Source organism: Mesorhizobium sp. M1423 (genome assembly GCF_040317575.1).
Taxonomy (GTDB): Bacteria; Pseudomonadota; Alphaproteobacteria; order Rhizobiales; family Rhizobiaceae; genus Mesorhizobium.
Genome location: NZ_JAMYKU010000001.1, coordinates 130,140 through 147,612 on the forward strand (window position 1 = coordinate 130,140; position 17,473 = coordinate 147,612).

Annotated in this window: 14 protein-coding genes; 11 read left to right on the forward strand and 3 right to left on the reverse strand. The window is 64.3% G+C overall.

Annotated elements, in window-relative coordinates:
• Positions 1–10: 10 nt before the first annotated feature.
• Complete coding sequence (gene gnd, locus NKG95_RS00725; protein WP_353039663.1) at positions 11–1,027, reverse strand: phosphogluconate dehydrogenase (NAD(+)-dependent, decarboxylating); 1,017 nt, start codon at positions 1,025–1,027, stop codon at positions 11–13.
• Between the two features lie 14 nt (positions 1,028–1,041).
• Positions 1,042–3,468, reverse strand: coding sequence for a glucan 1,4-alpha-glucosidase (locus NKG95_RS00730; RefSeq protein ID WP_353039665.1), 2,427 nt, complete (start codon positions 3,466–3,468; stop codon positions 1,042–1,044).
• 218 nt (positions 3,469–3,686) lie between these two features.
• On the opposite strand from NKG95_RS00730, the gene NKG95_RS00735 reads away from it, so the two are divergent.
• The 5 genes from NKG95_RS00735 (at position 3,687) to NKG95_RS00755 (ending at position 10,384) form a co-directional block, all read left to right on the forward strand.
• Positions 3,687–4,700, forward strand: coding sequence for an ABC transporter substrate-binding protein (locus NKG95_RS00735; RefSeq protein WP_023721363.1), 1,014 nt, complete (start codon positions 3,687–3,689; stop codon positions 4,698–4,700).
• 47 nt (positions 4,701–4,747) lie between these two features.
• Positions 4,748–6,268 carry a sugar ABC transporter ATP-binding protein gene (locus NKG95_RS00740; RefSeq protein ID WP_023721362.1) on the forward strand — a complete coding sequence of 507 codons (1,521 nt, stop codon included), beginning with the start codon at positions 4,748–4,750 and terminating at the stop codon, positions 6,266–6,268.
• A gap of 1 nt (position 6,269) precedes the next feature.
• Positions 6,270–7,244 carry an ABC transporter permease gene (locus tag NKG95_RS00745; protein WP_023721361.1) on the forward strand — a complete coding sequence of 325 codons (975 nt, stop codon included), beginning with the start codon at positions 6,270–6,272 and terminating at the stop codon, positions 7,242–7,244.
• 2 nt (positions 7,245–7,246) lie between these two features.
• A complete protein-coding gene (locus NKG95_RS00750) occupies positions 7,247–8,194 on the forward strand; it encodes an ABC transporter permease (RefSeq protein WP_023721360.1) in 948 nt (315 codons plus the stop codon).
• A 120-nt stretch (positions 8,195–8,314) separates the two neighbouring features.
• Entirely contained in the window at positions 8,315–10,384 is a 2,070-nt protein-coding gene (locus NKG95_RS00755) for a 3-hydroxyacyl-CoA dehydrogenase NAD-binding domain-containing protein (protein WP_353039667.1), read from the forward strand.
• Between the two features lie 8 nt (positions 10,385–10,392).
• Here NKG95_RS00755 and NKG95_RS00760 read toward each other — a convergent pair whose 3' ends face one another.
• Entirely contained in the window at positions 10,393–11,205 is an 813-nt protein-coding gene (locus tag NKG95_RS00760; RefSeq protein WP_353039669.1) for a response regulator transcription factor, read from the reverse strand.
• 114 nt (positions 11,206–11,319) lie between these two features.
• On the opposite strand from NKG95_RS00760, the gene NKG95_RS00765 reads away from it, so the two are divergent.
• The 6 genes from NKG95_RS00765 to pcaF all read left to right on the forward strand — a co-directional run bounded on the left by NKG95_RS00765 (position 11,320) and on the right by pcaF (position 17,465).
• A complete protein-coding gene (locus tag NKG95_RS00765; protein WP_353039671.1) occupies positions 11,320–12,450 on the forward strand; it encodes an ABC transporter ATP-binding protein in 1,131 nt (376 codons plus the stop codon).
• Positions 12,431–13,594: an ABC transporter substrate-binding protein gene (locus NKG95_RS00770; protein WP_353039673.1), complete on the forward strand. Its 1,164-nt coding sequence runs from the start codon at positions 12,431–12,433 to the stop codon at positions 13,592–13,594. The genes NKG95_RS00765 and NKG95_RS00770 overlap by 20 nt, the downstream gene beginning before the upstream one ends.
• Before the next feature lie 76 nt (positions 13,595–13,670).
• A complete protein-coding gene (locus NKG95_RS00775) occupies positions 13,671–14,534 on the forward strand; it encodes an ABC transporter permease (RefSeq protein ID WP_353039675.1) in 864 nt (287 codons plus the stop codon).
• A complete protein-coding gene (locus NKG95_RS00780; RefSeq protein WP_353020074.1) occupies positions 14,534–15,346 on the forward strand; it encodes an ABC transporter permease in 813 nt (270 codons plus the stop codon). Before NKG95_RS00775 ends, NKG95_RS00780 begins: the two co-directional genes overlap by 1 nt.
• Before the next feature lie 11 nt (positions 15,347–15,357).
• Positions 15,358–16,119, forward strand: coding sequence for an SDR family NAD(P)-dependent oxidoreductase (locus NKG95_RS00785; protein ID WP_353039676.1), 762 nt, complete (start codon positions 15,358–15,360; stop codon positions 16,117–16,119).
• Positions 16,120–16,259: 140 nt separating this feature from the next.
• Positions 16,260–17,465 (forward strand): 3-oxoadipyl-CoA thiolase, encoded by a 1,206-nt coding sequence (gene pcaF, locus NKG95_RS00790; RefSeq protein WP_352494090.1) that lies wholly within the window; start codon positions 16,260–16,262, stop codon positions 17,463–17,465.
• Positions 17,466–17,473 lie beyond the last annotated feature (8 nt).

Below are 17,473 nucleotides of genomic sequence, written 5' to 3' on the forward strand. Positions count from 1 at the left end.
CTGTCGCCCGTCACGAGCCGGCCTTGGGTTTTTCGACATGGCCGCCAAAGGCATAGCGCATGGCGGACAGAAGCTTGTCGGCGAATTCGGACTCGCCTTGCGAGGAGAACCTGTCGAACAGCGCCGACGACAGCACCGGCGCCGGCACGCCGGTGTCGATCGCCGCCTTCAGCGTCCAGCGGCCTTCGCCGGAATCCGAGACCCGCCCGCCGAACTGTGTCAGCGACGAATCGGCCTTCAGCACGCCGGCCGTCAGGTCGAGCAGCCACGAGCCGATGACGCTGCCGTGCCGCCAGACCTCTGCCACCTCAGCGATGTCGATGTCGAACTGGTAATATTGCGGGTTCTCGAGTGGACTGGTTTCGGCGTCGGCGGTGCGCTGCCGCTTGCCGGCGTTCGCCGACTTCAGGATGTTCATGCCCTCGGCATAGGCGGCCATGACGCCATATTCGATGCCGTTATGGACCATCTTGACGAAATGGCCGGCGCCGCTCGGCCCGCAATGGAGATAGCCGAAGGGAGCGGTTCCGGCATCCTTGCCGGGGGCAGGCGAAGCGGCGCCGGCGCCGGGCGCCAGCGTTGCGAAGATCGGATCGAGATGCTGGACCGCGCTGTCGGGGCCGCCGATCATCAGGCAGTAGCCGCGCTCGAGGCCCCAGACGCCGCCGCTGGTGCCGACATCGACATAGCTCAAGCCTTTCAAGGCCAGGCGCGCGGCGTGGTCGACGGCCTCATGATAATAGGAATTGCCGCCGTCGATGATGATGTCGCCCGACTCCATCAAGGCGGCCACCTGGTCGACGATCCGGCCGGTGATCGCCGCCGGCAGCATCAGCCAGGCGCTGCGCGGCTTGGTCAGCTTGCCGACGAACTCCTCCATCGAGGCGGCTCCGACCGCGCCGGCGGTCACAAGCGCCGCGACGCTCGCCGGGTTAATGTCGTAGACGACGCATTCGTGGCCATCGCGCAACAGGCGCCGAACCATGTTGGCGCCCATCCGGCCCAGTCCCATCATTCCTATCTGCATGGTCTCGTCCTGCCTTACTTGAGGGATCGATGATCTAGTGGCTGTGCGGTATCGCCGATGCCGACAGAAAAGTCAGCATTCTCCCAACGGCCGGCATCGGACCAGAAGAATGTGAAGACAATGCTATTGCCCGGAGCGGCGTCGGCAACCGGCAACTCTGCGAGATGGATACCGAAAAGGTTCGCGGCGGTCTCGGTGTCATGGACGGTTGCCCAATTGTCGCTGCTCCAATGAACCACCGCCCGGGCCAGAAGTTCGATGCGCAGCGCCTTGCCTGCCGGGACGGTACGGATCTTGTGGTTGAAGCGCCATGCCCTGAGGCACGACACCGTCCTGCCCTCGATATAGCGCTTGACGCCTTGCGGCGGCATGTCGAACACGGCGCCGTCGCGCAGCGAACGCAGCAGCTTGATGTGCTCGGAATGCGCCCAGACCAGCGGCTTGGCGCTGCCGGAGGGGCCGCCATGCCGCAATTCGCGCTCCGGCATGTCGGGACCGTCCCAGACCTGCTCCGGCAGCAGGCCGCCCGGCCCGGCGGAGCCCTCAAACGTGGCGAGCAGGCGTGCCGCACTGTCCCTGCGCCCTGCCGCCAGCTCGTAATGGGCGCGCTCGCCGACCAGCAGCGGCCTGGGCCGGCCCTGGCCGGTTCCATCGAAGGGTGCGCCGTCGGCATGCTCGCCATAGCCGTCGCCATTGTAGCGGTACCAGAGCGGCCCCTGCGGCAGTTCGCAGCGCAATTGCGCGTCGATGACCTTGACCGTGTCGAGGATGCGCGGATCGTCGGCTGCCCTCAGGCCGAAGCGGACCAGCGCCAGCGCATCCGGGCTGACGATCGCTTCGGCTGGGCGGTCCGCATCACCGGGCGGGCGGTTCTTGATCGGCACAAAGCCGTCCTTCGGCGATGCGGCGCCGGCGGTGTCGGGCGGGGCGATGCGGACATAGTAGCCTTCGACGCCGGCTTCCTCGCATGCGGCGGTGCCGGCGACGTAGGTCCAGCGCTCGATCTGATCGTTCCAGATATCGGCGGTTTCGCGCAGATAGTTTGCCGGCTCTGTTTTGCCGGCGGCATCGAACATGTCCGCAGCCGCAAGCAGCGCGGCGATCTCGACGGCAAGCGTGAACGGGCTGTAGCCGGCGTCTTCCTCCCAGCGGTCCTCGCCGGTGACGGGGCCGTTGCGTACGACATAGGCGGCAGCGCGCTCGATCATCGGCATGAAGGAGGAGAGTACCGCAGGCGGCAAATGCCCGGCGCGGCGCAGCGCGTCGGCGAGCAGCAGCGGAAAGGCGCACTCGTCCATCTGGATGCCCGGCCAATAGACCGACCCGTCGAGCCAGGCGTTCTGCGGCCAATGGCCGTCCGGCTGCTGGATCGAGCGCAGATAGCCAAGGATGCGCAAGGCTTCCGCCGGGTCGCCGGCGGCGAGGAATCCGCCGGCGGTTTCGACCAGATCGCGCGGCCAGACCAGGTGATAGCCGCCGAGATCGTCGTCGCCCTTGTTGAAGCCCCACGGGATCGACAGGCTGGCCACGGCTGCTCCGGTCGACGAGCGGTGTGTCGCCAGCACCGCCGTGCTGAGGCGGTAGGGATTGAGGGCGGACACCGCATGCCGATCCAGCGGCAGCAATCCGGCCTGCCATTGGCGCCATTTGTCGACGTAGGATCCGGCTGCGGGCCCAAAACCTTGGTTCAGGCTGGCGAAAGCAGTTTCCGCCGCCTGTTGCGGCGTCGTGCCGAAGCCCAGCGCCAGCAACATTTTTGGGTTCGCAGCCGAAAAGGCGATCTCACCGGTCAGCGCGACATTGCCGTCCTCGGCCCTGCGGCAGGCCGGATCGAGCCGGCCGCTTTGACGAAGCTGCTGCCAGCCGTCGGAGACGCCGACATAGCCGGCCGCGCACGCCTTCCACGGCCGCGACGAGGCGAGCGCCAGGCAGACGCCGCGTCCCGATGCAAACAGAACAGGCTGTCCTTCATGGTCGTCGATCCAGGCAGTGTTGTCCTTGCCGGCATTGACGAGGTGCGGCGCCAGCAGCGCGTAGACGCGGTAGTCGCTGGCGGCACCCTTGAGCGACGTGAACATGATCTCCTGCAGCAAGACGGGACGTTCCGGATCGGTGAGGACGCGCTTCTCGATCCGGTAGCTTCCATCGGCTGCGGTGTTGACCAGCCGATAGGCAGGCACCCCGTCCTCGAGGGGTTCGATGCGATGTTCGGCGTCGCGCTTCTCTTCGGAGAAATAGCCGTCGGGTCCGGTGACGATCAGCCCCAGATCACGGGTGCATGCGCTGTCGAGGCGGGAATAGTAGATCTCGTTGAGGATACCGTGGCTGATGGTGAACCAGATCGGGCAGGCCGGCGACAGCGCGGTGCCGACGCCGCTCTTGGCGCTCGACGTCCAGCGCGCCGGAATGCCGGGTGCACCCGGGGCAAGGTTCACTGCCATTTAATCGGTCTCCATCGCCATCCCTAGACCAGGAGTCGAACCGGTTTCAATGATTGCACCGCAAGTTGATCGTCGGCCATGGATTGATGTTGACAGCTTGCTGGCTATCTGCATTTGTCTGATAATAGATAAAAAACAGCATTGTGAGCGTATCAGCCATTAGCCACCAGCCAGCCATTAGCCACCAGTAAGACAGCAACTCACGGGAGGAGTATGACATGAAGAAAATATTCGTTTTGGGCGCCCTTGCAGCGATGCTTGCCGCAGGCACCGCGCTTGCCGATACCAGCGGCAAGAAGATCGCTTTCTCCAACAATTACGCCGGCAATTCGTGGCGGCAGGCGATGCTGGACAGCTACGGCATCGTCACCAAGAAGGCAGTCGCCGACAAGGTGGTCGGCGCCGCCGACGTCTTCACGACGGCCGACAAGGAAGTGCCGACGCAGGCAGCCCAGGTGCAGAACCTGATCCTGCAGGGCTATGACGCGATCGTCATCAACGCGGCATCTCCGGATGCCCTCAACGGCGCCATCAAGCAGGCCTGCGACGCCGGCATTGTCGTCGTCTCCTTCGATGGCATCGTCACCGAACCCTGCGCCTACCGCGTCGTCGTCGACTTCAAGGACATGGGCAAGCAGGAAGTCGAGCAGATGGCCAAGTTCCAGCCCAAGGGTGGCAATCTGCTGGAAATCCGTGGCCTTGCCGGCACTTCGATCGACGATGCCATCCATGCCGGCATCCTCGAAGGTGTCGCCGCCCATCCCGAGTTCAAGATCGTCGGCTCGGTGACCGGCGACTGGGACCAGACCACGGCACAGAAGGCCGTAGCGACGATCCTGCCGTCGCTGCCGGATGTGGTCGGTGTCGTCGACCAGGGCGGTGACGGCTACGGCGCGGCGCAGGCCTTTGCCGCCGCCGGCAAGCCGCGCCCGACCATCATCATGGGCAATCGCCAGGACGAGTTGCAATGGTGGAAAGAGCAGAAGGAAAAGGACGGTTACCAGACCTGGTCGGCTTCGATCGCGCCAGGCGTATCGACGCTTGCCTTCTGGGTGGCGCAGCAAGTGCTCGACGGCCGCACCGACGTGCCGCACGACCTGCTGGTTCCTTATCTCGCCTTCACACAGGACGATTTCGAGGCAGCGTTGCCGAAGATTCCGAAGGGCGGCGTCGCCAGCCACGAATACACGCAGGAAGACGCCGTCGCGGCGATCAAGGCCAACATCAAGTGAGCATGGCACTATTGTTGCCGCCACAGATAACCGGGTATCGTTGAGGCATGCCCGAGGCCAGTGCAGACATCATCAGGCCTGACGGCGCCGAAAAACATTTCGGCGCCGTCAGTATGGACATCATAAGACTGGACGGAGCCGAAAAACATTTCGGCGCCGTCAGGGCGCTCGACGGTGTCGATTTCAGCGTTCGTGCCGGAGAATGCGTCGGTCTCGTCGGCCATAACGGCGCCGGAAAGTCGACGCTCATGCATATGGTGGCCGGCACGCTTACCCCCGACAGCGGGCAGATCGCGGTCCGCGGCGGCGTCGAGGCAAGTTATTCGGTGCCGCGCGCACAGCAGCTCGGCATACGTTGCGTTTTCCAGGAACTGTCGCTCTGCCCGAACCTCAGCGTCGCCGAGAATACGCGGATCAACCACGCCTCGCTTAATGGCTTCGGCTGGCGGCGCAAGGCCGCCCATCTGATTGCCGCCAAGCTCGACGAGATATTCCCCGGCCACAGCATCTCGGCATCCGACATCGTCGGCGATCTTTCCATCACCAGCCGGCAGATGGTGGAGGTGGCGCGCGCCTTCACGGTCACGCAGGAGCCGCTCGAACTGGTCATCCTCGACGAGCCGACATCCTCGCTCGATGCGCATACCGCCGGCCAGCTGCTGGCGTTCGTGCGCCGCTTCATCGCCGCCGGCAAGAGCTGCATCCTGATCTCGCATGTGCTGGGCGAAGTGCTCGGAAATGCCGATCGCATCGTGGTGATGCGCGACGGCAAGGTGGTCGCCGCCGGGCAGGCCGACGCCTTCGACCGCGACAGGCTGGTGACGGCGATGGGCGGAGCGGAGGCGCGCGAGAAGGCCGCCGCAGAGATTGCGAGCGGCAAGCCGGAGCCCGGTCCGCTGCGGGTCCGGGCGCGGCCGGCGCGACAGCAAGACGGCAATGAGCTCATCGCCCGTGCCGGTGAGATCATCGGCCTTGCCGGACTTGCCGGGCATGGCCAGACCGACCTGTTGCTGGCGATCTTTGCCGCGGCTTCCCGCGCCAAGACCGGCATCGAGGTCACCGCGCCGGTGGCGCTGGTTGCCGGCGACCGCCAGTCGGACGGGATTTTTCCGCAATGGTCGATCGCCGAGAACATCGGCATCCGTTCGCTGGCGCGATTGCGCAACGGCCTCTTGATCTCACCGCAGCGCGAAGCCGAGCTCGCCCAGCTGTGGCAGCGGAAAATCGGCATCCGCACGCCCGACATGAACAACAACATCTTCTCGCTGTCCGGCGGCAACCAGCAGAAGGCCTTGTTCGCGCGGGCGCTCGGCTCCGACGCCAAGATCGTGCTGATGGACGATCCGATGCGCGGCGTCGATATCGGAACCAAGCTCGAAGTCTACGATCTCGTGCGCGAAGAAGCTCGCCATGGCCGCACATTCCTCTGGTACACCACCGAAACCGAAGAGCTCGACAATTGCGACCACATCTATGTGTTCAAGAACGGCCGGATCGTCGCCAACCTTCGTCGCGACGAACTGACGGAGGAAAAGATCATCCAGTCCTCGTTTGGCGACGCGGCCTGAGATGACGGCGGCATCCATCGAGAATGGGCTAAAATCGTCGGCTCGCGCCACGAGGCGGGCGCGCATGCTGCGCAGCCTGCTGCCGGCACTGTCGTTGGCGCTGGTGCTCATCGCTATCGCCTGGCTCAACCCGCGCGCCATCAGCTATTTCGGCTTCAGCCTGATGCTCAATCTGGCGATCCCGATCGCGCTGGCGACGATCGCGCAGATGTTCGTCATCGCCGGCAACGAGCTCGATTTGTCAATCGGCACCTTTGTCGGCTTCGTCGGCTGCGTCACGGCGACATGGCTGAAGGACGCGCCGTTGCTCGGCGTCGTCATCCTGCTCGGGTCGATCGGTGTCTACGCGCTGCTCGGCGCGCTGATCCATCTGCGCAACCTGCCCTCGATCGTGGTGACGCTCGGCATGAGTTTCGTCTGGCAGGGCCTGGCCATCCTGATCCTGCCAAAGCCCGGCGGCAAGGCGCCGGACTGGCTGCTGGCGCTGATGGCCTTCAAGCCACCCTTCATTCCGTTCCCGATCATCGCGGCATTGCTGATCGCGGCGGTCGTCCACTTTGGCCTGATGCGCACCTCCTATGGTGTCATCCTGCGTGGATCGGGCGGCAATTCAGCCGCACTCAAGCGCGCCGGCTGGTCGCTGCTCCGTACCAAAATCGCGCTGTTTGCGCTGACCGGCCTGTTCGGCGTTTTGTCCGGCATGGCGCTGATCGGCATCACCACCTCGGCCGACGCCAATATCGGCAATGGCTACACGTTGCTTTCGATCGCCGGCGTCATCCTCGGCGGCGGTGAGTTCGTCGGCGGCCGGGTGTCGCCGATCGGCGCCGTCATCGGCGCGTTGACGCTGGCGCTGGCCGCATCGCCACTGCTGACGTTCATGCACATTCCGCCCGACTGGCAGGTTGCCGCCAATGGCGCCATCCTGATCATCGTGCTGGCGGCCCGGGTGCTGATCAGCCGCAGGGAGAGGTGAGCATGGTCTCGCTGCGGACACTGCTCGCCAGACCCTGGATCTGGTCGTTCTTCGGGGCGCTGCTGGTGTGGCTGGCGACGATCGCCTTCACCGGCGGCTATGGCGGAGGCGGGATGATCACGGCGGCGCTGTCGCTTGCCGTCTTCACCGTCATCGTCGGCGTCGGCCAGATGTTCGTCATCACGCTCGGGCCGGGCAATGTCGACCTGTCGCTGCCGGCCAATATCGGCCTTGCCAGTGCTGTCGCCATGAAGGTCATGGACGGCAATGATGCGATGATCGCGGTCGGGCTGCTGGCCGCGCTTGCCTGCGGCATGGCGATCGGTGCCGTCAACTACCTTCTGATATGGGCGCTGCGCATTCCGCCGATCATCGCGACGCTGTCGGCCAGCTTCGTCATCCAGTCGGTCGACATCAGCTATGGGCGCGGCTTGCAGATCAAGCCGCCGCCGGGCTTTGCCGATTTCACCAACTGGCAGGTGTTCGGCATCCCGGTGCTGGCGATCCTGACCGTGCTGTTCACCATCGGCGCCGGCATCGTTTTGCAGCGCATGATCTACGGACGCTCGGTGCTGGCGATCGGCCAGAACATCCGCGCCGCCTGGCTGGCAGGCGTCAATGTCGGCCGCACCCGCTTCCTCACCTACACGCTGTCGGGCGCGCTCGGCGGCCTCGACGGTGCACTGCTCGCCGGTTATTTCCGCGGCGCCAATGTCGATATCGGCAATGAGTATCTGCTGGCGTCGATCGCGGTCGTCGTCATCGGTGGCACGTCGGTAGCCGGCGGCAAGGCCAATGTGCCGGGAGTCTGGGGCGCGGCGCTGTTCCTCGTGCTGCTGTTGACCATGCTCAACACGTTCGGCGTAAGCGTCGGCGTGCGCCTGGTGCTGACCGGGCTGATCATCGTCGGCGTCATCACCGCGGCCGGCGGGCAGAAGGCGCTGCGCTAAGGCAAGGCCACCCGGCGGCGAGAGGATATCGATCCGGCCCGCAAACATGTGGTTCCCATCCGCATGCCAGCGCTGTAAATCCCGTCGGGCTCCTGGCCAACATCATTGTATGAGGTTTGCGTGCCCGATTTCGTCAGCACTACAAGGCACGGCAACGTCGCGCTGGTGACCATCGACAATCCGCCGGTCAACGCGCTGAGCTTCCATGTGCGCGAGCCGTTGATGCGGGCGCTCGTTTCCCTGCGGGACGAGCCGTCGGTGGGAGCAATCGTGATAGCCTGCGCCGGGCGGACCTTCGTCGCCGGCGCCGACATCACCGAATTCGGCAGACCGGCGCAGCAGCCGGAATTGCGCGCCATTGTCGCCGTGCTGGAAACCATCGCCAAGCCGACGGTCGCCGCCATTCACGGCACTGCGCTCGGCGGTGGCCTGGAACTGGCGCTCGGCTGCCATTTCCGTGTTGCCGACCGAGCGGCAAGGCTCGGCCTGCCGGAAGTCAAGCTCGGCCTGCTGCCGGGCGGCGGCGGCACGGTTCGCCTGCCGCGCTTGGTTGGTCCGCTGAAGGCACTCAGCATGATCCTTTCGGGAACGCCGATCAATGCGGCCGAGGCGCGCGCCGCCGGTCTGGTGGATGCCGTCTTCGATGGCGACCTGACCGCGCAAGCGGTGAGTTTCGCCAGCGAAACGGCCGCGAAAGGCGGTCCGTTCACGCCGGTGCGTGACCGCAACGATCGCCTCGACCAGGCCGACTTGCCGGCCTTCGACAAGGAGGCGGCAACGCTTGCGGGCAAAGCGCGCGGTCTCGAGGCGCCGATAGCCTGTGCGCAGTCGGTCCGCAACGCCCTCACGCTGCCCTTCGACGAAGCGCTGGCGGCCGAACGCGACCTGTTCGTCAAGCTTGTCGCCGGCGACCAATCGCGCGCGCAGCGGCATTTGTTCTTCGCTGAACGTGAGGCGGCAAAGCTTGCCGGCAAGGATGTCGTCAGGCGCAAGATCGCCCGGATCGGCGTCATCGGCGCCGGCACGATGGGCGGCGGCATCGCCATGGCGTTCGCCAATGGCGGTCTTCCCGTGACCTTGCTGGAAACAACGCAGGAAGCGTTGCAACGCGGGCTGGCGACGATCGACAAGAACTATGCCGTTTCCGTCACCCGCGGGTCGCTGAGCGAAGACGCCAAGCGCCAGCGGCTGGCTTTGTTCAGGGGCAGCACCGACTATGCAGACCTCGCCGATTGCGACCTGATCGTCGAGGCTGTGTTCGAGGAAATGGCGGTCAAGAAGGAGGTATTCGGCAGGCTCGATGCGGTGGCCAAACCGGGCGCGATCCTTGCCACCAACACCTCTTATCTCGACGTCAACGAGATCGCCGCTTCGACGTCGCGGCCGCAAGATCTCCTTGGCATGCATTTCTTTTCGCCGGCTAACGTCATGAAGCTTCTGGAAATCGTCCGCGCCGACAAGACCTCGCCGGACGTGCTGACGACCATCGTCGATCTGGCGCGGCGGATCGGCAAGGTGCCGGTCGTCGTCGGCGTCTGCCACGGCTTCGTCGGCAACCGCATGCTGGCGGCGCGGGGTGCGGAACTGGAGGCGCTTCTGCTCGAGGGTGCAATGCCGCGCCAGGTCGACCAGGTGTTCACCGATTTCGGCTGGCCGATGGGGCCGTTCCAGATGAGCGATCTCGCCGGCCTCGACATAGGCTGGCGCAACCGCAAGGCGCGTGGCCAGACGGCTGACATCGCCGACACGTTGTGCGAACAGGGCCATTTCGGCCAGAAGACCGGCAGCGGCTTCTATCGCTATGAGAACGGTTCGCGCACGCCGCTGCCCGATCCCGAGGTAGAAGTGCTGATCCGCGGAAAGGCTACCGAGCGCGGCATTGCACCGCGGGCGATCGGCACCGAGGAGATCATCGAGCGCACGCTCTATCCGATGATCAACGAGGGCGCCAAAATTCTCGAGGAGGGGATAGCGGCCCGTGCGTCCGATATCGACGTCGTCTGGGTCAACGGCTATGGCTTCCCGGTCGGCAAGGGCGGACCGATGTTCTGGGCAAGCCTCGAAGGCGTGGACAAGATCATCCGGCGGCTGGATCACTGGCACCAGCAGACCGGCAAGGACGTCTTTCGGGTGGCACCCCGGCTCAGGCAGATGGCCGAAACCGGTTCCTGGGACGGCGCTGCCGGCTGAACTCGGGACTACCGAATCCGTGCGTCCATGATCTCGACAAAACGTGCGAACAGACCCGCCTGCGACTTTATCTTGAGCTTGCGGTAAATGTTGCGGCGATGAACTTTTACGGTTCCCGGCACGATACGCATCGCCCTGGCGATCGATTCCGTTGAATGGCCCTGAAGCACCAGATCGACGACATGCTGTTCGCGCGGCGTGAGCGAAAGGCTCTTCCAGATGTGAGCACGTTCGAACTCGCTGACCGGAGCAATCGCCTCGTCCTGCTTCGTCTCTGCCGGTGCGTCAGCCGGCAGATTAGGCCAGCGCATCCTGACGAGGCTGATCACCGCAGGCGCCATGTCGCGCAGCAACCTGGCATCGGCGGTTCCGAATGGTCCCGAAGCGCGCAATCGCATTAGCGAGACCACCAGCGCGTCTTTTCCCGGCAGCGGCACGAAGAAGCCGACCTCCTCCGCAAGTCTGGTCTGGGTGTAATAGGAGCGGTAATATTCGCTGGCATAGAAGCGATCCGGCGCCAGTTCGCGCATGCGCCAAAAGCCTTCCTTGCGCTCGACTGCCGCATGGTGGAACGGGTCGAGCAGATAAGGCCCTTCCTGATAGAGCGCGACGAAGACATGGCTTTCGGCCGGCGAGAATGTCTCGAACAGCAGCGGCGGGCGGGAGGCGCCGCGATAGCCGAAGATCACACAATGATCGAAGCTGACATGCTGCCGGAGCCAGGTGACCATCGCCTTGCCGAAAAGCTCGCCGCTCGTCTCCTGCGTCGCTGCGATGAGCGCAGCGAGCCGGCTGTATTCATCGCTCCGTGAAACGCCCAATTCATACCCCTCCAGGCGAGAAAATAGACGAAATATACCACCTGGGAGGTATATACTAGCCGCCATTGGCTCTGATAGCGTTTCGAGATCAACTAGCCGCTGGAGCCCGCAGCTTTGACCGCAGTGCCCGACATCGAGTTTCGCGGGGTCACCAAACGCTACGGCAGCGTGATCGCGGTCAGCGGCATCGATCTTGCCATCCCGCCGTCTGCCTTCGTCGCCTTGCTCGGGCCGTCCGGCTGCGGCAAGACAACCTGCTTGCGCATGATCGGCGGCTTCGAACAGCCAAGCGAAGGCGCGGTATTCATCCGTGGCCACGACATGGCCGGCACGCCGCCCTATCGGCGGCCGGTCAACATGGTGTTCCAGCAATATGCGTTGTTTCCGCATCTGGATGTCGAGGACAACATCGCCTATGGCCTGCGCCAGGCGCGGCCGCGCCTGTCGTCGCGCGAGATCAGCCTGAAGGCAGGCGAGGCGCTCGCCATGGTGCGGCTTGCCGGCTATGGACGCCGCAAGATCCATGAGCTTTCCGGCGGCCAGCAGCAGCGTGTCGCCCTGGCGCGGGCGCTGGTCAACAAGCCGGCGGTGCTGCTGCTCGACGAGCCCCTGGCGGCGCTCGACAAGAAGCTGCGCACCGATATGCAGATAGAACTCCAGAACCTGCAGCGCGAGATCGGCATCACCTTTGTCCTGGTCACCCACGATCAGGAAGAGGCACTGTCGATGAGCGATTTCGTCTGCGTCATGAATGGCGGGCGCATCGTCCAGCTTGGGCAGCCGAGTGAAATCTATGACGAACCCGCCGACCTCTTCGTCGCCGACTTCGTCGGCAAGACCAATCTCTTGAGCGGCAAGGTCGTCGGGCTCTCGGGCAGGCTTGTCGAGGTGGCGCTTGCCGATGGCACTGTCATTGCAGCGCGCAAGCGGACTCCGCTAGCTCAGGGTGAAGCCGTTTCGGTCAGCCTGCGCCCTGAATCGCTAAGCCTCGGCGCGCCCGGAAGCGGCCGGCTGAACGGGCTTGTGCGCAACCGGATCTTTCTCGGTTCGACCGCGGAATATGCAATCGAGGTCCAGGGCATCGGGACGCTGCTCGCAAAAGCCGATCATCTGATTGGCGGTGGAAATCTCTTCAGGCCGGGCGAACCCGTTGCCATCGGCTTTGCAGCCGGAACGCCGCTGGCGTTTCCGGAGAATAACGGGACCAACCAGAGGGAAAACAAAAATGTCGAAATCATATCGTGACGGACTGCCGATAAGCCCTGAAAAATTCGTCGACCAGTTGATGCGCCTCAAGCGCGGTTCCATCGGCCGCCGCGAGTTCCTTGGCCTCACCGGCCTCGGCATCGCAACGGCGGTAATGGTCCGCGAGCTCGGCATCATGCCGACGCCGGCTTTCGCCCAGGAGGGTCTTGGCGACCGCATGTCGATTGCCACCTGGCCCAATTATCATGACCCGGCGACGTTCGAGAATTTCAAGGCCGAGACCGGCGTTGCCGTCGAGGTCAACGTGTTCGGGTCAAACGAGGAGATGCTGGCCAAGCTGCAGGCCGGCGCCTCGGGCTGGAGCCTTTTCGTTCCGACCAACTACACGATCTCGACTTACAAGAAGCTTGGCATCATCGAAGCGCTCGATATGGCCAAGCTTGCCAATTATGACGGCTCGCAAGAAGACCCGCGCTTCACTGGGGAAGGCACGATCGACGGCGTGACTTACGCTGTGCCGAAGAATTGGGGCACCACCAGCTTTGCCGTCAACACCAAGAAACTGACCAAGCCGATGACGAGCTGGAAGGAATTCTGGGACACGGCCATGGCGGAGGGCGACGGCCGGACCATGGTCCATGATTACCAGCTGACCACGATCGGCAACGCGCTGAAATATTTCGGCTTCTCGTTCAACTCGCTGAAGCCGGACGAACTCGCCAAGGCGGAGGAATTGCTTCTGAAGGTCAAGCCGCATCTGTTCGCTGTCTCCAGCGACTACCAGCCGTCGATGCGTGCCGGCGACGCCTGGATGACGATGTGCTGGACCAATGACGGGGCGCAGCTCCATCGCGACATTCCCGAAATCGCCTATGTGCTTGGCAAGGAAGGCGGCGAGATCTGGACCGACTTCTACGCAATCCCCAAGGATGCGCCGAACAAGCCTGCCGGCTATGCCTTGCTCAACTATTTGATGAATCCGAAAGTCGCGGTCAAGGAGCACCTGGCCAACGGTGCGCCTTCCACCGATGCGCGGGTCAATGCGCTGCTGCCCAAGGAGGTGCTGGACAATCCGATCCTCTATCCGGCGGCGGATCTGCTCAAGCCACTCGAATTCGGTGCAGCCGCGACCTTGACCGACCCGGGCCGGGCCGAATTGATGGCACGCTTCAAGTCGGCTTGAACCGGGCGGACCAAAGGTCCGATGCAGGCAACTCCCCCGGCGGACAGATGTCCGCCGGCATCGGGGCGATTTTTCAATGCGCAGCAATGTTCTTCGTCACAATCTCCTGACCGCCCTGCTGCTCGGTCCGGCGACCGCATGGCTGTTGGTGTTTTTAGTTTTGCCGTTCGTGGCGATCGCCGTTTTCAGCGTCGGCGAGCGGGCGCCGGAAGGCGGCTATCAGGCCGCTTTCACCTTGGCGCAGTATGCCAATCTTCCGGCGCGAGCGACCGCCTTCTGGAACACCATGGTGCTGGCGCCGGCCGGTGCACTGGCCTGTCTTCTCGTTGCCTATCCGGTCGCCTATTACCTCGCCTTGCGCGCGCCGGAGCGGTGGCGGCTGATCCTGCTTGCGCTTGTCGTCATCCCGTTTTGGACCAGCCTGCTGATGCGGACTTATGCCTGGATGTATGTGCTTGGCGGGCGCGGCGTCCCAGCTCTGCTGGCCAATGTCGGGATGGAGGATGTGCGGCTGATCAATACGCCGGGAGCGGTTCTGCTCGGCATCGTCTATGGTTATCTGCCGCTGATGATCCTGCCGATCTATGTCAGCCTCGAGCGGCTCGATCGCCGGCTGCTGGAGGCCTCCGCCGATCTCGGCGCGACGCCGATCTCGACATTCCTCGGCGTGACGCTGCGGCTGTCGCTGCCAGGTGTGATGACCGGCTTCTCGCTGGTCATGATCCTGTTGCTCGGCGAATATCTGATCCCAACGCTACTCGGCGGCGGCAAGGTCTTCTTCATCGGCAACGCGCTGGTCGATCTGTTCCTGCAATCGCGCAACTGGCCGTTCGGATCGGCAATCGCCATAACCCTTGTAGCGGTTTCCGTGGTCGTGCTGCTTGCCGCGAACCGCATTTCGACACGGCTTTCGGGTGCCCGCCGGGTGGACCTGATCTGATGCGTGCCTTCGTCGTTGCGGTCTTTGCCTTTCTCTACCTGCCGATCGCGCTGGTGGTGCTGTTCTCGTTCAACGCCGGCCACCACGCCAGCGAGTTCACTGGCTTCTCGGTGCAATGGTACGGCAAGGCACTGGCGAACCCGTTCCTGGTCGAAGCGCTGAAGAACAGCCTGTTAATCGCCACGACCAGCGCCTTGCTCGCGGCACTCTGCGGCACCGCGGCGGCGCTTGGCCTGGCGCGTGTCGGCGCGCGGACGCGAGCCGTCTTCGATGCGCTTTTGGGTGCTGCGATCGTCGTTCCTGGCGTCGTCATCGGCATCTCGACGCTGGTCGCGCTGGTCCAGCTATTCGGGGTGGTCAACCCGTTTGTCGCTTCGCTGTGGCCGAACGATCAGCCACCGCGCCTGGCGCTCGGCTATGGCTCGATCATCGCCGCGCACGGGCTGTTTTCGATGGCGCTGGTGGCGATGATTGTCGGCACGCGCCTCGGCAGCCTCGACCGCAACCTGGTCGAGGCTTCGAGCGATCTTTACGCCACCCCGCTGACGACGTTCCGCAGCATCGTGTTGCCGCAGATCATGCCGGCGGTGATTGCCGGCTTCCTGCTCGCCTTCACATTCTCCTTCGACGATTTCATCGTCGCTTTTTTCGTCGCCGGCGCGCAGACGACATTGCCGATCTATGTCTTTGCCTCGATCCGGCGCGGGGTCACGCCGGAGATCAATGCCATCGCGACGATCGTGCTCGTCGCCTCCGTTCTGCTCGTGGTGCTCGCCCAATGGCAATTGCGCCAGCGAAAACCATCCCACTGAAAGACAAAAACATGATTCTGAAAGATCGCATCGCCGTGGTGACGGGCGCCGGGTCGGGGATCGGGCGTGCCGGCGCCATGATAATGGCCAGGGAAGGCGCGCTCGTGGTGATCGCCGACAGGGACCAGGCGGCGGGGGAAGCAACCGCTTCCGACATTCGTGCGGCCGGCGGTCGGGCCGAAGCCGTCGCCACCGATGTCGGCGACGATGCGGCGGTCGAGCAGCTCGTCGCAGGAACGCTCCTCCGGCATCGGCGGATCGACATCCTGCACAATCATGCCGGGATCCAGGTCGGCGGCACGCTGACCGAAGTCGGCGCCGACGGCATGGATGCCTCCTGGCGGATCAATGTGCGGGCGCAGTTCCTCGCGGCCAGGCTGGTCATGCCGTCGATGATCGCGCAAGGCGGCGGGGTGATCCTGAATACCGCCTCGAATTCGGGTGTGTTCTACGACCGCGAAATGATCGCCTACGCAACCTCAAAACATGCCGTGGTGGCGATGACCCGGCAGATGTCGCTCGACTATGCCAGGCACAATGTCCGCGTCAACGCGTTGTGCCCCGGCTGGGTCGACACGCCCTTCAACGAACCGTTTATCGCGCAGATGGGCGGGCGGGCGGCGATCGAAAACTATGTCCGCACCAAGATCCCCATGCAGCGCTGGGCCAGCGCCCAGGAAATCGCCGAAGCGATCCTGTTTCTCGTTTCCGACCGCTCGTCCTTCATGACCGGGCAGGCGTTGGTGATCGACGGCGGTGAAAGCATCGGCTGATCCGCAGCTCCCGGCGGGCGGGAGCTGAAATTCCCTTTGGCCTAACGGCCGGCGGCAAGATGTGCTTTCGTCTCAAGGAGAATGCGGCCAACATGGCTGGGCCGGGAGCAGAAATCGTCAGCGCAAAGGGAAGCTGCATAATGGCCGAGGCCTATATCTGCGACTATATCCGCACGCCGATCGGCCGCTTCGGCGGTTCGTTGTCGGCGGTGCGTGCCGACGATCTCGGCGCAATCCCGCTGAGGGCGCTGGTCGAGCGCAATCCCGGCATCGACTGGGCTGCCATCGACGACGTCGTCTATGGCTGCGCCAATCAGGCCGGTGAGGACAATCGCAACGTGGCGCGCATGGTACTGCTGCTGGCCGGCCTGCCGAAGGAGATTTCCGGCTCGACCGTCAATCGCCTCTGCGGTTCGGGCATGGATGCCGTCATCATCGCAGCGCGCGCGATCAAGGCCGGCGAGGCGGAGCTGATGATATCCGGCGGCGTCGAATCGATGTCGCGCGCACCGTTCGTGCTGCCGAAGGCCGAGACCGCGTTTTCGCGCAATGCCGAAGTTCACGATACCACGATCGGCTGGCGCTTCGTCAATCCACTGATGAAGAAGCAATACGGCGTCGATTCGATGCCGGAGACGGGCGAGAACGTGGCGGAAGAGTTCGCCGTCTCTCGCGCCGACCAGGATGCGTTTGCCGTGCGCAGCCAGGACAAGGCGGTCGCCGCACAAGCCAATGGCCGGCTGGCAAAGGAAATCACGCCGGTGACGATCGCGCAGCGCAAGGGTGACCCGATCGTCGTCTCGAAGGACGAACATCCGCGCTCGGGTACCACGATCGAGGCGCTGGCCAAATTGCCGACGCCGTTCCGGCAAGGCGGCACGGTTACGGCCGGCAACGCGTCGGGCGTTAACGATGGTGCCGCGGCGCTGATCGTCGCCTCGGAAACCGCCGTGAAAAGATACGGGTTGACGCCGATCGCCCGCATCCTCGGCGGTGCCACCGCCGGCGTGGCGCCGCGCATCATGGGCATTGGTCCGGTGCCGGCCACGCAGAAGCTATGCGCCCGGCTCGGCCTGGAGCCGCAACAATTCGATGTCATCGAGCTCAACGAGGCCTTCGCCTCGCAAGGCATCGCCGTGCTGCGCCAACTCGGCATTGCCGAGGATGCGGAGCACGTCAACCCGAATGGCGGCGCCATCGCGCTCGGCCATCCGCTCGGCATGTCCGGGGCGCGCATCACCGGCACGGCGGCATTGGAACTGCGCGAACGCGGCGGCCGCTACGGCCTCGCGACCATGTGCATCGGTGTCGGCCAGGGCATAGCGGTGGCGCTGGAGAGATTGTGAGCGAGCAA

Excerpts from the sequence above, each read along its gene's own strand:
- NKG95_RS00785 (WP_353039676.1), top strand. The coding sequence starts at position 15,358 with ATGATTCTGAAAGATCGCATCGCCGTGGTGACGGGCGCCGGGTCGGGG.
- NKG95_RS00780 (WP_353020074.1), top strand. The coding sequence starts at position 14,534 with ATGCGTGCCTTCGTCGTTGCGGTCTTTGCCTTTCTCTACCTGCCGATC.
- NKG95_RS00740 (WP_023721362.1), top strand. The coding sequence starts at position 4,748 with ATGCCCGAGGCCAGTGCAGACATCATCAGGCCTGACGGCGCCGAAAAA.
- gnd (WP_353039663.1), bottom strand. The coding sequence starts at position 1,027 with ATGCAGATAGGAATGATGGGACTGGGCCGGATGGGCGCCAACATGGTT.
- NKG95_RS00770 (WP_353039673.1), top strand. The coding sequence starts at position 12,431 with ATGTCGAAATCATATCGTGACGGACTGCCGATAAGCCCTGAAAAATTC.
- NKG95_RS00775 (WP_353039675.1), top strand. The coding sequence starts at position 13,671 with ATGCGCAGCAATGTTCTTCGTCACAATCTCCTGACCGCCCTGCTGCTC.
- NKG95_RS00750 (WP_023721360.1), top strand. The coding sequence starts at position 7,247 with ATGGTCTCGCTGCGGACACTGCTCGCCAGACCCTGGATCTGGTCGTTC.
- NKG95_RS00735 (WP_023721363.1), top strand. The coding sequence starts at position 3,687 with ATGAAGAAAATATTCGTTTTGGGCGCCCTTGCAGCGATGCTTGCCGCA.
- NKG95_RS00745 (WP_023721361.1), top strand. The coding sequence starts at position 6,270 with ATGACGGCGGCATCCATCGAGAATGGGCTAAAATCGTCGGCTCGCGCC.
- pcaF (WP_352494090.1), top strand. The coding sequence starts at position 16,260 with ATGGCCGAGGCCTATATCTGCGACTATATCCGCACGCCGATCGGCCGC.
- NKG95_RS00730 (WP_353039665.1), bottom strand. The coding sequence starts at position 3,468 with ATGGCAGTGAACCTTGCCCCGGGTGCACCCGGCATTCCGGCGCGCTGG.